A 15,524-nucleotide genomic window follows, 5' to 3' on the forward strand; every position below is an offset into this window, starting at 1 on the left:
GCGAGATGATCGGCAGAAACGAAATTCCGCCCAAGCCTGAGGGCAGCTTGTGGAGCGATGATCAATGGAAAGCGATCGTCCTCTCCGGCAATGACATCCTCGTGGCTGCCGCTGCCGGATCGGGGAAAACCGCGGTTCTGGTAGAGCGGATTATTCGCAGGGTACTGGATCCGGAGGCCGGATTCAGTGTGGACCGGCTCCTCGTCGCCACCTTTACGAAGGCGGCGGCTGCCGAAATGCGGCAGCGGATTCGGGAAGCGCTGGAACGGGAGCTGACCGGCGACCCGGATAATGAGCATTTGCGCCGGCAGCTTGCTTTGCTTGGCAAAGCCTCGATCACGACGCTCCATTCCTTTTGCATGGATGTGATCCGGCGCTATTATCAGCTCATTCCGCTCGACCCTGGCTTTCGCATTCTGAATGAACATGAAGCGGATCTGATGCGGCAGGACATTATGGAGGAGCTGTTCGAGGAGAAGTACGGCGAAGCTGGTGATGGCGGTGATTTTATACGCCTGGCTGACTGGTTCAGCGGGGAGCGAACCGATGATGCGCTGTATCGGCTTGTGCAGCGGCTGTATGATTTTTCGCGCAGCCATCCTTGGCCGGACCGTTGGCTCAGAACGACAGCGGCCGATTTTCTGGTGAGCGACACGGCTGCGCTCGGAAGCACCGGATGGGTGCAGAGCATCATGGCGGATGCAGCCCTGGCTTTAAGCGGGGCAGCCGGTCTGCTGCAGCAGGCGCGTGTCCTTGCTGCTCAGCCTGGCGGACCGGGAGCATATGCGGATACGCTGGATGAAGATTTACAGCTGGTGAACAGGCTGCTGGAAGCTGTACAGAGCGGGCCGTGGGAATCGCTGTACAGCATCTTCCGCGATGCCTCGTTCGGCAAGCTGAAATCGGTCCGCAAGGACGAGGTGGAGCCGGAGCTGCAAGAGCGGGTGAAAGAGCTGCGCGAAAATGTGAAAAAGACGGTGAATGAGCTCAAAACCTCCCTGTTCGGTCGTCCGGCAGCCGAATTCTTGAAGGAGCTTCACACGGCAGCTCCGCTGATGAATGAGCTTGCGGAAACCGTTATCGCTTTCGGTGAGCGTTACCGGCAGGCCAAATTGGCCAAGGGGCTCGTCGATTTCAATGATCTTGAGCATTACTGCCTGCATATATTGCGTCACACGGATTCCGAGCCTGACCATACGATGCCGTCGGATGCGGCGCTTGAGTATCGCCAGCAGTTTGATGAAGTGCTGCTGGATGAATACCAGGATACGAACAGCGTACAGGAAAGCATCGTCCGCCTGATCTCCAGGGAGCAGCCGGGCAACCGGTTTATGGTTGGCGATGTGAAGCAGAGCATTTATCGCTTTCGGTTGGCGGAACCGGGGCTGTTTCTGGATAAATATAAACGGTTTGTGTCAGACATCACGGAGGGGCAGTCTTCCGCAGCGCAGGCCGAAGGCCGGCTGGATTCAGACGCTGCAGGCATTCGCATCGATCTGGCGCGGAATTTCCGCAGCCGGATGGAAGTTGTCGATGCCGTCAACTTGCTGTTCCGGCAGCTGATGAATGAATCGGTGGCCGAAATCGCTTATGACAAGCGGGCTGAGCTTGTCTGCGGCGCTTCCTTCCCTGACCATGATGGGGCTGGGGCAAGTCCGTTTCAGCCGGAGCTGATACTCATTGACCGCGGCGGCAAAGGCGCTGATGAATCAGGCTCTGAATCCGAGCAAGAGGAGGAAGGAGCCGACACCGTTATCGAGGCGGTGGAGATGGAAACCGCCCAGCTGGAAGCCAGAGCGATCATAAGCAAGATTCGCGAGATGACCGGGGAGACGGGCGCGCCGCTAATGGTGTACGATAAGTCGCTCAAAGCGATGCGGCCGGTCGAGTATGGCGATATGGTCATTTTGCTTCGTTCGGCCCAGCTGTGGGCGCCTTTGATTCTGGAGGAGCTGCGGCAGGCCGGTATTCCCGCGCTGGGGGAGCAGAACAAGGGCTACTTCCAGGCAACGGAAGTGGAGATCATGCTGTCATTGCTTCAGGTGATCGATAATCCCCGGCAGGATATCCCGCTTGCGGCGGTGCTGCGTTCTCCGATCATTGGCTTGAATGAAGAGGAGTTGGCACAGGTTCGTCTGTGCGCGAAGGGAAGCTTCTATGACGCTTTGCTTGCGGCTGTTCGGCAAGGCGGACCGCTTGCCTTCTCGTCTGAGCGGAGAACGGGACTGGTGAATGGGCGCTGGGTGAGCGGCTATGAGCCGGAAAGCTTGGCCGAAGCAGCCGTGACGCATGAGCTGGTTGCCGGCCATCCTGCAGGGACCGACAACGGGCAGAGCGAACAGTCTGCCATATCGGCCGAGCTGGGGATGAAGCTGAGCGGATTCGCAGAGCGGCTGGAGCGCTGGCGTGAAGAGGCGCGCAAGGGAAGTCTGAGCGAGCTGATCTGGCGGATTTACAGCGAGACAGGCTATCTGGACTGGGTTGGCGGGCTGCCCGGAGGGAAGCAGCGTCAGAGCAATCTGACGGCGCTCTACGACCGCGCAGTGCAGTACGAGCAGGATACGTCCTCGAGAGGACTGTTTCGTTTCCTTACATTTATTTCGCGTTTGCGGGAGCGCGGCGGAGATCTTGGCGCCGTGGGCGGAGCAGAGAATCAGGGGAATGCGGTCAGCCTGATGACGATTCATAAATCGAAGGGGCTGGAGTTTCCAGTCGTCTTTGTAGCCGGATTATCGAAGAACTTTAACCAGCAGGATCTGAACGCTTCTTTCCTGATGCATAAGGAACTTGGCTTCGGTCCGAAATATGTGGACGAGTCGATTCGGGTCAGCTATCCGACGCTTCCCAACCTGGCGATCCGCCGGCGGTCGCAGCTCGAGCTGCTGGCTGAAGAGATGCGGGTGCTGTATGTGGCGCTGACTCGGCCGAAAGAGAAGCTGGTCTTGATCGGGACGATGAAGGATTTAGCGAAAAAAGCTTCTGCCTGGGCCCAGGCGGACAGCCATCCGGAGCTGCTGCTTCCGGACTACCTGCTTGCCAGAGGGCGCAGCTACCTGGACTGGATCGGGCCGGCGATCATTCGCCACCCGTCCGCCGGGCTGCTGCGTACGATGGCTGGGTTGACGGAGACGTCGTCATCCGGTGTACTGGCAGGGGAGCAGTCTGCCTGGAGCATTCAGGTGACGACGCCGGATGTGCTCGCGGCGCAAGATGTCCGGATCGCAGCCCCGGACGATGAGGATGGGGATGACCGCCACGGCAAGTGGAACGCGCTGCGGAACCTGCAGCCAGTATCTCTGGCCGAGCGTGCGGCTGCGGGGGAAGACGCTGATGCGCGCCGTTCCGCTGTGCGGGAAAGGCTGTCCTGGTCGTACCCTTACGAAACGGTCAGCCAAATTCCGGCCAACACCTCGGTATCGGAAATGAAAAAGCTGCTTGCGCTGCAGGACAGCCCATCCCTGGATCTGTTGGAGGAGCAGTCGGTGATGCGCGGCATGCGGGAAGGGGCGTCAGCGGCAGAGCACGCGTTCACGCTTCGCTTGCGACGTCCGAAATTCATGGAAGCCTCGAAGCTGTCGCCAGCAGAGCGGGGAACGGTATACCACACCATTATGCAGCATCTTCCGCTTCAGGCAGGGACGGGTCTGAATCAAGCGGAAGGAGATGGGCAATCGCATGCGGGTCACGAAGCGGCAGGCTCTTTCGCCTCGATTGCAGAGCAAACGATAGCCGTTCTCGTAGAGAAGGAAATTGTGACCCCTGAACAGGCAGAGGCGGTGCGTCCCGAGGAAATCGGGCGCTTCCTGGACAGTCCGATTGGCCAGCGGCTCCGCGCGGCAGAAGAAATTTGGCGGGAGATGCCGTTCTCCTATGCCCTGCCGGCAGCGGAAGCTTATCAAGGCCTTGCCCTTCTCGGCCAGGCCGCAGCGCTCGGCGAACGAGTTGAGCAGCTCGAGCAGCTGGAGGGCGAGTCTGTGCTGATTCAGGGGATCATCGACTGTCTGTTCCGCATCGACAATCGGCTGGTGCTTCTCGATTATAAGACCGATCGAGTGTTGGAGCATCGGGGTGGCCTGGACGCGCTCACGGAACTGTACCGCTTCCAGCTGGAGCTGTATGCGCAGGCGCTGACCGACATTTTGGGAGAGCAGGTGCAGGAGAAGTGGCTTTACTTTTTTGATGGGGGCCATGCGGTGCAGCTCTAGGATGATGAGGATATCATGTTGTGATTGAGGATAGGCTGGACGGATTGCAATTGTCCTCGGATTGGAATTCTCTCTGGCGGGGAGAGGTAATGAAGTGTTTTGTAGAACATGTTCACGAATGAGAAAAAGGATCAAGCGGGTACGCTTGGACCCCGGGAAGGAGTATCACGATGCGCATTTTGCATACGGGAGACTGGCATTTGGGCAGAACGCTTGAAGGGCGCAGCCGATTGGAGGAGCAGGAGCAGTTCATCGATGAACTGGTTGCGCTCGCCGATGAGCAGCAGGCTGATCTGATTATGATGGCAGGGGATGTGTATGATTCGGTCAATCCGCCTGCAGCAGCGGAGCAGCTGTTCTATGAAGCGGCTGCAAGGCTGACGGAAGGAGGGCGGCCGATGGTCGTCATTGCGGGCAATCATGATCAGCCTGACCGGGTATCCTCTGTCAGACCGCTCGTGGCTGCCAGAGGGCTGACCCTGATCGGAGCGCCCGTTGCCGAGACGGTGACGGTATCTATTCCCCGAACCGGTGAAACGGCGAAGATTGCGGCTCTTCCGTATCCTTCAGAGGCCAGGCTGAATGAGCTTCTCGGCGGAGACGGCGACGAGGACCAGCTTCGCCGGGCATACAGCGAGCGGGTCGGCCATTTGATGAGCCTGATGGCCAGGGAATTCAGCCCGCATACGGTCAATCTTGCCATGAGTCATATTTATGTTCTCGGCGGCGTCGAGTGCGATTCGGAGCGGCCGATCCAGGTCGGCGGCGCCTATACGGTGGACCCTTCGGCGCTGGCCGTCGGAGCATGCTACACCGCGCTAGGTCATTTGCACCGGGCGCAAGCCGTCAAGGGCGATGGCCTGATCCGGTACAGCGGCTCGCCGCTCGCTTACAGCTTCTCCGAGGCGGGACAGGCCAAATCGGTGACGATGGTGGACGTTGCCCCGGGAGGAACGCCGGTGGTGGAAGAGATTTTCCTAAGGAGCGGGCGTCCTCTCGTGCGCTGGAAGGCCAAGGGGGGACTGGAGGAAGTGTACCGCTGGCTGGGTGAGGGAAGAGATCCGGACGCCTATATCGATCTGGAGATCTCCTTGACCGAGGCGATGGGCATGGCGGATATTCAGCGTCTTCGGAAAAGCAGGGACGGCATTATCCATATCCGGCCCGTATATCCGGAGATGGAGGCGCTCCTGCTTGAAACGGAGCGTTCGCAGCTTCCGCTGCCGGAAATATTCCGCAAATTTTATCAGCGTCAGACCGGGGGCGGCGAGCCGGAGGAGCATCTGGTTAACCTGTTCCTGGAGCTCGTTGAGGAAGAGGATGCGGACAGCGGGGAGGTGCTGGCCAAGTGAAGCCGATTTTGCTGAAATTATCGGGGCTTCAAAGCTACCGGGAACCGCAGGAGATTCATTTCGAAACCTTGTGTGAAGCCGGAATATTCGGGATCTTCGGTCCGACCGGCAGCGGCAAATCGACGCTGCTCGATGCGATTACCTTGGCGATGTACGGCAAAGTGGAACGGGCGGTAAACGGAACACAGGGCATTATGAATCATTCCGAGGACAGTCTGTTTGTATCCTTTACGTTTGAGCTTGCTTCCGCGAGCGGTGCGGAGCGCTACCGGGTGGAGCGGAGGTTCAAGCGGGTGAACGAACTGTCTGTCAGCAACACGGTCAGCCGGTTTATTCACGTCACAGCGGAGGGCGATCAGGTGATTGCCGACAAGCTGGCCGATGTTACCCGGACGGTGGAAGAGAAGTTGGGGCTGAAGATGGACGATTTCACCCGGGCTGTCGTTCTGCCCCAGGGCAAGTTCGCCGAGTTTCTGTCCTTGAAAGGCAGCGAGCGCAGGCAGATGCTCCAGCGCCTGTTTCACCTGGAGCGATATGGCGACCAGCTGGCCATGAAGCTGAGCCGGCGGGTGAAGGAGAACGATGCCGAGCTTAAGTCGGTGGAGGCCGAGCAGCAGGGGCTCGGAATGGCTGGCAAGGAGGCGGTTGCCGAGGCCGAAGAGGCTTTAGCAGCGGCTAAAACGCATGCGGACGCGGTGCGCAAGCAGTTGACAGCTGTCACGGAGCGGGCCGAGGCGCTGGGCAGAATGCGTGAGCTCGATCTGGAGAAGCGGCGGCTGGAGAACAAGCTGGCGGAGCTTGCGGCGCAGGAGGATGAAATCCGCAGGCTGGAGCGACAGCTCGAGCTGACGGGGGCAGCGGCGTCCATGTTGCCGGCGCTGGAGACGTGGCGCGAGGCCGAGCGGCAATGGCAGAGCCGGCGCGAAGCAGCTGAGGCGCTTCGCGTTCGAGCCGCCGAGGCGGACAAGCTCGCGGAGGAAGCGACAGCCGCTGACGAAGCGGCCCAGGCGGTGCTGGCCGCAGAGGAGCCGAAGCTGGTGCTGCGCGCGGAGCAGCTGGAGCAGGCGGCGGAGCTGCAGCGAGCGCGCGATGCGCTGCGGGCTGAGCTGGCGCAGCTGGAGCGCCAGTTAGGCGAGACCCGGCAGCAGATGGATGATGTCGGCGGGCGGCTCCGCAAGGAGCAGGAGCTGCTGGAACGCGGCAGCAAGCGCCGGGAAGAGCTTCAGCAGCAGCTGAAGGGGCTGGAGACGCGTTCCGGTGAGCGGCAGCTGCTGCATGCGGCAATGCAGAGGCGGCAGGCCGTGGAGGCCGCCGAGAAGCAGCTGAGCCAGGCTGCCATCGAGCTGAAGGAGCAGGAAGAACGGCAGAAGCAGCTGGAGGCGAAGCGGGATCGGAGCGCTCGCGAGGAACAGTTATTGCAGCAGCAATACATACAGCTTGGGAAGCAGGCGAACCATTGCCGCTCGGCTGCGGCAGCCGCGGGCGAAAGCATCGTGCAGGCGGAGGAGGCTGTGCGGCGTCTTGCCGCCGAGTGGAATGCTGCGCAGCGCGAGAAGCAGCGGCACCTCCTGTCGTTGCAGCTGGCCGCCGAGCTTCGGGATGGTGAGCCTTGTCCTGTGTGCGGCAGCCTGTCTCATCCTCACCCGGCAATGGCGAGTGACGGCCGGGGCAATGAGGACGAAGAGCGCCGGGAGCGTCTGGAACGAGTCTCTGAGCAACTGCAGGAGGTTCGAATCCGCCTCACGCATTTGGTGAATGAAGCCGGTTTGATCGCTGGCGGTTATGGTGCAGAAGCAGATGCTGATTCATTGGCGAATGCTGAGCCTCCTCTCTCTCCAGACCTGTCTCAGCCGGCTGAAGAGGCGGCTCCGGCGCTCCTGGCGAATCTCGGAGCCGAATGTGATGTGGACCAGGTGGAGTTATATGCGGCCGCTGCCGTGGCAGCTGTGGCCTCAATATCCAAGGATATCGCCGAGTGCCGGGAAGCGGGCGAGAAGGTCCAGCGCGCGCTCCTCTCCTGTCAGCAGGAGCTTGCAAAGGAGACTGCGGCGGTGGAGAGCGGCAGCCTGCTGCTGTCACAGCTGCGCGAGAGAGTGCGTGTGCTGAAGGGCGAGGTTGCGGAAGCGATCGACGCCTGGGCGCAGGAGAATCCGGAGCTGCCTCTGTCCGAAGCGGAGGAACGCTTCAGGCGCATGCAAGAGAAGGATGCCGAGGCCGAGTCCGTGAGGGAAGGGCTGGAGCGGAGCGTGCCTTTCCTGGAGGAAAAGGCGCAGCTCGTCAAGCATCTTGAGCAGGAGCAGCGCGAGCTTGAGAAGCGCTGGATTCAAGGAGAAGCGCAAAGACAGAGCAAATCGGATGTGTTAAAGGAGAAGGAAGAGCGGCTTCATGCTTGGATCGGAAGCGAGTCGGCAGAGCAGCTGCTGCGCGAATGTGTCGCCAAGCTCAAGTCGCTGAAGGAAACGGCAGAGCGTGCCCGCCATCATCGCAAAACAGCGGATGAAACCAGGGCCGCAGCCGCGAAGGAGGCGGCGGTTGCGCAGCAGGCAGCTGAGTCTGCGGAAGAGCATGCCAAAGCCGCCCGGCAGCGCTGGGATAGTCTGCTGGAGTCCTCTCCTTTTGCCACTGAAGCCGGCGTGCTGGAGGCATGCCTGTCGGCTGAAGATAAGGAGCGCTCAGAGCTGCGGGTGGCCGCTCATCGGGACAGCCAGCGGGAATGGTCGCTGCGCCTGCGGGACGTAGAGCAGAAGCTCGGGGGCGTGCCGTTTGACGAGGCGCTATGGCAGCAGATCTGTTTGGAACAGGAGCAGCTGCGCCAAGCGGATGAGGCTGCGATACAGGCCAGAGCGAGAGCCGAGCGGGATGTTGAAGATCTCAGGAAGCGCCATGTCCGGTTTATGGAGCTGGAGGAGCAGCGGGCCGGCCTTCAATTGCAGGGCGAGCGGTTAGCCAAGCTGCAATCCTGCTTGCGCGGGAATGCGTTTGTAGAATACATCGCAGAGGAGCAGCTGATGCAGGTCAGTCAGGCCGCTTCCCAGCGCCTGCGCTTTCTGACCAAGCAGCGGTATTCGCTCGAGGTGGACTCCGGCGGCGGCTTTGTAATCCGTGATGATGCCAACGGCGGTGTCCGGCGTCCGGTATCCACCTTATCCGGGGGAGAGACATTCCTCACCTCGCTGTCGCTTGCGCTGGCGCTGTCAGCCCAGATTCAGCTGCGCGGACAGTACCCGCTGCAGTTCTTCTTCCTGGACGAAGGCTTCGGCACGCTGGATCCCGAGCTGCTCGACACGGTCATCACATCCCTGGAGAGACTGCATAGCGACAAATTGACGGTAGGCATTATTAGCCATGTGCCGGAGCTTCGTGCCCGTCTGCCCCGCAAGCTGATCATTCAGCCGGCGGAACAGGCCGGTGCAGGATCGCAGATCCGGCTGGAGAAAATGTAGCTATTGCAGCTTTGTCAAACCGGTGATATGGATCACAGAAACAGCAACAACCCGCTGTTATAATACAGTTAAGCCGACATTCTAAGAAGTGCCTGCGAATGGATCGGACCAAGGGTCTCACCATAATCTTTCCCCGCCCTTGCTCCGCTTCATCGATTGCTGGATTGCTGCGATCCGGCCGGGCACTTCTCTTTTTTTTGCCGACAGAGGCAAACATTGGACGAGCTATGGGCTTTCTTGTATGATGGGAGCATAAGAATGCTTGAAGGGGGACTTTCGAATGGACTGTCTTTTTTGCAAAATTGTGAAGGGTGAAATTCCATCCAACAAGGTGCTGGAAAATGATAACGTACTTGTGTTCCACGACATACAACCTGCGGCGCCTGTCCATGTGCTTATCATTCCGAAGAAGCATATTGCGTCGATGAACGATGCGGCGGACGAGGATTTCGCCCTGATCGGGGAGATGCACCGGGCCGCGCAGCAGGCAGCCGCGGAGCTGGGCATATCTGACAGCGGATTCCGCCTGATTAACAACTGCGGCCGCGATGGGGAGCAGACGGTGTTCCACCTGCATTATCACCTGCTCGGAGGGGCGAGATTGGGCGCGCTGACTGGCCTTTCTTCCTCTCACGGCTAATCTGAGTTAAGCTCGTTTAGTAGACCCTGGAAAGTCCGAACAGGCTGCCGGGGTTATTCCTGATGAGCCGGGGTTTAAAATAAAGCGCCCAAGGTTGACACCATATTTCAGTTTGCCCTATAATGAAGTTTGATGAACCGTGTTATTGCTCTTGGACGGTCTGGTCGGAGGGAGGGAAAACTGGTGTCTGAAACTAAAGTTCGCAAAAACGAGACAATTGATGCTGCACTTCGTCGCTTCAAGCGTTCCATCGCTAAGGATGGCGTATTGGCAGAAGTGAAGAAACGCAAGCATTATGAAAAGCCAAGCGTAAAGCGCAAGAAAAAGTCTGAGGCTGCTCGTAAGAGAAAGTTTTAGGAGGATCTGAACTAGCATGAATCTTAGCGAACGATTGAACGAAGATATGAAGCAAGCGATGAAGAGCAAAGACAAGTTCAAACTCTCCACGATTCGAATGGTTCGTTCGACGATAAAAAATCTTGAAATAGATTTGAAAAGAAGTTTGGATGACAGCGAAGTGCTTGATATTATAAGTCGTGAAATCAAACAGCGCAAAGATGCCCTCCAAGAATTTGATAAAGCGGGTCGTGACGATCTTGCCAGCGAAGCCAAAGCAGAAATTGAGCTTCTTAGCTCCTACCTCCCGGAACAGCTTACTGAAGAAGAAATTAAAGTCATTGTACAGCAGACCATCCAGGAAACCGGTGCTTCTTCAAAAGCCGAGATGGGTAAAGTAATGAGCGCTCTCATGCCGAAAGTCAAAGGGCGTGCAGATGGAAAGCTAGTCAATCAGGTTGTTCAACAATTTCTGTAACAACATAAGTGAAACACTCCTTGAATGCTCAAGGGGTGTTTTTTCTTTATAAACGTTCTGTTGCATGCGCGGTTCGACAGGGTAATCATGGCTTCACAAGAAGCGAGGGAACGGTCCGGCTGTTTTTAATGGGTGATGTCAGGGTAATCTTTTTGAAACGAAAAGGGATGTAATCCGTAATATATGCCATAAGGCGGGAAGTTGCCACATACATTTATCCCGGGGAAGCAACACATATTATGCTTGTGAGTGGTGGGTGAACCTGTCAAACTATATGAAAAGGGAGGGGGAAAGATATTGAAAGCTGAACATGCGTCATCACGAATGCGTTTACGGCAAATCGCAGCCATGCTGTTGCTGGCTTTGATTACGATTGTGTACATAGGTCCTTTGAAGCCTGCCTCGGCCGCCAATATCGGCTCGGTATATGTCATTCCGGTTGACCAGCAGATTGAGCGTGGATTGACCAGCTTTATGGTCCGTGGCTTCAACGAGGCCAAGCAGATGGAAGCCGGGCTGATCGTACTGGAGATCAATACGCCGGGCGGACTTGTAGACTCGGCAGGCGAGATCGCCGAACTGATGCAGAGCACCACAATTCCGATTGTCGCTTACATTACAGGCGATGCGGCATCGGCGGGCAGCTATATCGCGCTGAACGCGGACAAAATTGCCATGGCGCGCGGCAGTATGATCGGCGCTGCCTACATGGCCGATATGATGGGCAATCCGGTAGAGGACGCGAAGATGGTCTCGTGGTGGAAAAGCAAGATGGCCAGCGCAGCCCAGGCTGCAGGGCGCGATCCCAAAATCGCCGAGGGCATGGCCGATCTTAACATCACGGTAGAGATGCCAGAGATCGGGAAGACCAAATCGCCGGGCGAAATTATATCGTTAACGGCAGAAGAAGCATTGACGCTCGGCTATGCCGACACCATCGCTTCAAGCACGGAGGAAGTTATCACCTGGATGGATTACTCCACTCAGGATGTGTTCCGCATGGAGCAGACGTTCTCTGAGCGTCTGGCCTCGTTCTTGACACATCCAGGTGTGATGACACTGCTGCTCTTTATCGGAATCGCAGGCGTCCTCATTGAAGTGATTGTGCCGGGCTTCGGTGTGCCGGGAATCCTTGGCGTTACGGCCTTTGTGCTCTATTTCTTCGGCAATTACGTAGCCGGATTTGCAGGCTGGGAGACCTGGCTATTGTTTATCATCGGGATTGTGATGCTGGCGATGGAGCTGTTCGTCCCAAGCTTCGGCATTCTCGGCATCATCGGTTCGGCTAGCCTTATCGTGGGCGTTGTCCGGGCAGCTTACAGCACGAAGCATGTCGCTCTGTCTCTAGGCATTGCCGCTGCGTGCGCGCTAGTGGCCGTGATCGTGGTTGCCTTAGTGTTTAAGGAGCGGGGCATTTGGCGAAAATTCATCCTGTCGGATAGCTTGACGAAGGAACAGGGCTACATTCCGAACGAGGAGCGAGGCACCTTGGTCGGTCAGATTGGCGTCAGCCTTACGCCACTGCGTCCTGCCGGTACGATGGAGCTGGAGGGGCGTCGGCTTGATGTGGTCACCCTTGGCGGCTATGTTGAAGCCGGAAAGTCCGTTCGCGTCGTTCATACCGACGGGACAAGAATTGTGGTTGAGGAAGAAAAAGGGTGAACTGTGCCTCATAATTGTGTAGTATTAAAAGAGCCAAGCCGGGCAGCAAGGCCCGGGTAAGAATTTAAACTTGATGTGGAGGGTGAACTAAATGGAATTTGATGGGTCTTTGGTTACAGTTTTGTTGATCGGGGTTCTAGCGATCATTGTGCTCAGCGTATTCTTCAGCTTCTTCCCGCTGATGCTCTGGATTTCGGCGCTCGCTTCCGGCGTGCGCATCGGGATTATTACGCTTGTTGCTATGCGTTTGCGGCGTGTTACGCCAAGCCGGATTGTGAATCCGCTGATCAAGGCAACAAAAGCAGGGCTTGGATTAACCATTAACCAGCTTGAAAGTCACTACTTGGCGGGCGGTAACGTTGACCGGGTAGTCAACGCTCTGATCGCAGCTCAGCGTGCGAACATTCCGCTGGAGTTTGAACGTGCGGCTGCCATCGATTTGGCCGGACGCGACGTGCTGCAGGCGGTGCAGATGAGCGTTAACCCGCGCGTTATCGAAACGCCGGTCGTTGCTGCGGTAGCGAGAGACGGGATTGAAGTTAAGGTAAAAGCACGCGTAACCGTTCGCGCCAACATCGATCGACTCGTCGGTGGTGCCGGTGAAGAAACGATTATTGCCCGTGTCGGCGAGGGGATCGTTACGACGGTCGGCTCCAGCGACTCGCACAAGGATGTACTGGAGAATCCGGATCTCATCTCCAGAACCGTATTGTCTAAAGGTCTGGATGCCGGTACGGCATTCGAAATCTTGTCCATTGATATCGCGGACGTCGATGTAGGTAAGAACATCGGTGCATACCTGCAGACCGAACAGGCGGAAGCCGACAAGCGGATTGCTCAGGCGAAGGCCGAGGAGCGTCGCGCAATGGCGGTTGCCCAGGAGCAGGAGATGAAGGCTCGCGTTGTGGAAATGAGAGCGCGCGTGGTGGAATCCGAATCGCAGGTGCCGCTGGCTATGGCTGAAGCGCTTCGCAGCGGACAGCTTGGCGTCATGGATTACATGAATCTGAAGAACATCGAAGCTGATACTCAAATGAGAGGCTCCTTCGGTAAAATGGGTGAGAACACGGATAACTCCGGCAACAACGGCTCCAAAAAATAATGAAAGAGCTGAGGTGAGCCGATATCATGAGTTGGATACTTGAAAATATCTATATCGTCGCGGTTATCGCCTTCTTTCTGATATCAGCGCTCGGCAAGCGAAATAAGGGCAATGAGAACAGATCCCCTCGCGTGCCGGGCTACGGAGGAGAAGGGGAGCATCGGGAGGCTTCAGGAAGGGCTGATGCTTATCCTGAAACATCCTATGGAGATGCCGGGCAGGATGGGTATGAGGAAGATCGCGGGAACGGGTATTCTCTGGAAAATGAGGAGCTCAACCGGGGCCATCAGGGGATGCACCGAGAGCCTGACAGCATGGATCGCCGCATGCAGATGATGCAGTCGGATCTGGACCGCATTCACTCCCAGCTGGACCGGATTGGTCTGGATGTGCCGGAAACGATTCTGGAGGTTACCGATACGGATGAGCAGATCGGAAGCCGTAGAAGCGAGCTTGCCGAGCAGGCCAGAAACGGCATAGTATGGGCAGAAATTTTGGGCCCGTCTCGCGCAAAGCGGCCGCTCGGGCGCCGCTAGAATCTGAAAATCCCAGCCAGTATGTCAATATACAGCAGTTTCCGCTTAAGCTGAATCTGAGGTCATTTCAGACCGACTCGACCGCCTTGTCACATGGTGACAGGGCGGTTTTTTTGTATGTACAGGCCCTGTTACAAGTCCCGATTGGCAGGGGACGATCTTGCTTGGCACAGGCGGAGCAGAATGGGCACATCGTCTGGAACCTTTTGCAGCTTCGATCTCATAAAATGGTGGTGTTCGGCATATGGATTTACAGTACAGGAAGGAGGAAGGCCTTCATATGTCCCGCATCAGCCGCAAGCTGCAAAATTTGATGCAAGAAGTGCTGGATCTGCCCCAGGATCTGATGTTCGATTTGCCAAGGTTGACGCTGATCGGCAATAAGGAGCTGCATATCGAGAACCATCGCGGGGTGCGCCATTTCTCCGATGAACGGCTAGTGCTTGCTTTGTCGCAAGGGTCGTTGGAGATCTCAGGGGCCGGTCTTTCGATTCAGGCGATTCAATCTCATGAAGTGACCGTCATGGGTACCATTCATCATATTCAGTATTCAGAAACGGGGGAGAAACCGTGAATATTCCGACAATGATAACGGTACGGGGATATCTTAAACTGGCCGTCCGCGGAGAGCGTGTGGAATTGTTTATCAACGCGTTGACGGAGGCGGGAATCCCGGTTTGGGATGTCAAGCCGACCGGAATGCATGCCGCGGAGATCAAGCTGCTTCTCCGGGATTTCTGGAGCCTCCGTCCCCTTCTTAAGCGGACAGGCTGCCGGACGAAAGTGATCGAGCGGAACGGGTTGCCCTTCCGCGCCCGCAATCTGTGGAGGCGAAAAGCTTTTGCTCTCGGGCTTGTACTGTTCTTTGCGCTGTTAACCGCCTTGTGCTCGATGGTATGGGATGTTCAAGTGGAGGGGAATGAGACTATAGCTGATGAGGATATACTGGCGGCTGCACAGAAGGAGGGGGTTTATCCTTTTCAGTGGATTTTTCGTCTTCAGCCGATGGACAAGCTGTCAACGAACATGACAGCCCGGCTGCCCGAAGCGTCCTGGGTTGGCGTTGAGCGCACCGGTACCCGCATCCGAATCCAGATCGCAGAAGCGGACATTCCCGAGAAGCCGCCGCTGATGAGCCCGCGACATCTGATCAGCACCAGAGATGCTGTGGTAACCCGCATATACGCCGAGAAGGGTCTGCCCAAGGTCCAGGTCAACAGCCGGGTGAAGAAGGGCGACATCCTCATATCAGGCGTTCTGGGCGATGAGGAAAATTCGCAGACCGTGGTGGCCAAGGGAGAGGTCAGAGGGCTCGTATGGCATGAATATGACATCGAAGTGCCCCTTGTCAAAAAACATAAGGTATACACCGGTCAAGACAAGGAGCGGGCTTACCTGGTGCTGGGAGATCGCGCCATCCAGTTGTGGGGGTACGGGGATATCGCCTATGCCAAGCACGAGATGCTGACCTTCTACGACCCGTTTACGTGGAGAACACGCCAACTGCCTTTCGGATGGATGACCGAGAAAATTATGGAGGTGACCGAGGTACAGCAGACCATCACCGCCGAGGAAGCCAGAACCGAGGGGATCGAAGCAGCTAAAAGGGATATTTTAGCAAAATATGGGGCGGATTCGCGATTTGTGACCCAAAAAATTTTGCATGATAAGAACGAGAATGGTAAAGTTTATATGAAAGTGCTTTTCGAGGTGGAAGAGACCATCGCGAAAGAACTTCCCATAGTATACAATCAAGGAGAATGAGGCTAT

Annotated in this window: 11 protein-coding genes; all 11 read left to right on the top strand. The window is 57.1% G+C overall.

The window, feature by feature from the left end; genetic code table 11:
• The first annotated feature begins 5 nt into the window (after positions 1-5).
• The 11 genes from addA to yqfD all read left to right on the top strand — a co-directional run bounded on the left by addA (position 6) and on the right by yqfD (position 15,518).
• Positions 6-4,205, top strand: a complete 4,200-nt coding sequence (gene addA / locus CHH67_RS01000) for a helicase-exonuclease AddAB subunit AddA (RefSeq protein WP_095263211.1) — start codon at positions 6-8, stop codon at positions 4,203-4,205.
• 170 nt (positions 4,206-4,375) lie between these two features.
• Positions 4,376-5,557, top strand: a complete 1,182-nt coding sequence (locus tag CHH67_RS01005) for an exonuclease SbcCD subunit D (protein ID WP_095263112.1) — start codon at positions 4,376-4,378, stop codon at positions 5,555-5,557.
• Positions 5,554-9,000, top strand: a complete 3,447-nt coding sequence (locus CHH67_RS01010; protein ID WP_095263113.1) for an SbcC/MukB-like Walker B domain-containing protein — start codon at positions 5,554-5,556, stop codon at positions 8,998-9,000. The genes CHH67_RS01005 and CHH67_RS01010 overlap by 4 nt, the downstream gene beginning before the upstream one ends.
• A 280-nt stretch (positions 9,001-9,280) precedes the next feature.
• Positions 9,281-9,640 (top strand): histidine triad nucleotide-binding protein, encoded by a 360-nt coding sequence (locus tag CHH67_RS01015; protein ID WP_095263114.1) that lies wholly within the window; start codon positions 9,281-9,283, stop codon positions 9,638-9,640.
• 183 nt (positions 9,641-9,823) lie between these two features.
• Complete coding sequence (rpsU, locus tag CHH67_RS01020) at positions 9,824-9,997, top strand: 30S ribosomal protein S21 (RefSeq protein WP_005547957.1); 174 nt, start codon at positions 9,824-9,826, stop codon at positions 9,995-9,997.
• A 16-nt stretch (positions 9,998-10,013) separates the two neighbouring features.
• Positions 10,014-10,454, top strand: coding sequence for a GatB/YqeY domain-containing protein (locus CHH67_RS01025; protein ID WP_095263115.1), 441 nt, complete (start codon positions 10,014-10,016; stop codon positions 10,452-10,454).
• 324 nt (positions 10,455-10,778) lie between these two features.
• Positions 10,779-12,116: an NfeD family protein gene (locus CHH67_RS01030; protein WP_095263116.1), complete on the top strand. Its 1,338-nt coding sequence runs from the start codon at positions 10,779-10,781 to the stop codon at positions 12,114-12,116.
• 91 nt (positions 12,117-12,207) lie between these two features.
• Positions 12,208-13,218 carry a flotillin-like protein FloA gene (gene floA / locus CHH67_RS01035; RefSeq protein WP_095263117.1) on the top strand — a complete coding sequence of 337 codons (1,011 nt, stop codon included), beginning with the start codon at positions 12,208-12,210 and terminating at the stop codon, positions 13,216-13,218.
• A gap of 26 nt (positions 13,219-13,244) precedes the next feature.
• Entirely contained in the window at positions 13,245-13,754 is a 510-nt protein-coding gene (locus CHH67_RS01040) for a hypothetical protein (protein ID WP_095263118.1), read from the top strand.
• A 280-nt stretch (positions 13,755-14,034) separates the two neighbouring features.
• On the top strand, positions 14,035-14,328 hold the full coding sequence (yqfC, locus tag CHH67_RS01045) for a sporulation protein YqfC (protein WP_095263119.1): 294 nt from the start codon (positions 14,035-14,037) through the stop codon (positions 14,326-14,328).
• Positions 14,325-15,518 (top strand): sporulation protein YqfD, encoded by a 1,194-nt coding sequence (gene yqfD / locus CHH67_RS01050; protein ID WP_095263120.1) that lies wholly within the window; start codon positions 14,325-14,327, stop codon positions 15,516-15,518. Before yqfC ends, yqfD begins: the two co-directional genes overlap by 4 nt.
• Positions 15,519-15,524: the final 6 nt, after the last annotated feature.

Source organism: Paenibacillus campinasensis (assembly GCF_002272015.1).
GTDB classification, from domain to species: domain Bacteria; phylum Bacillota; class Bacilli; order Paenibacillales; family Paenibacillaceae; genus Paenibacillus_AQ; species Paenibacillus_AQ campinasensis.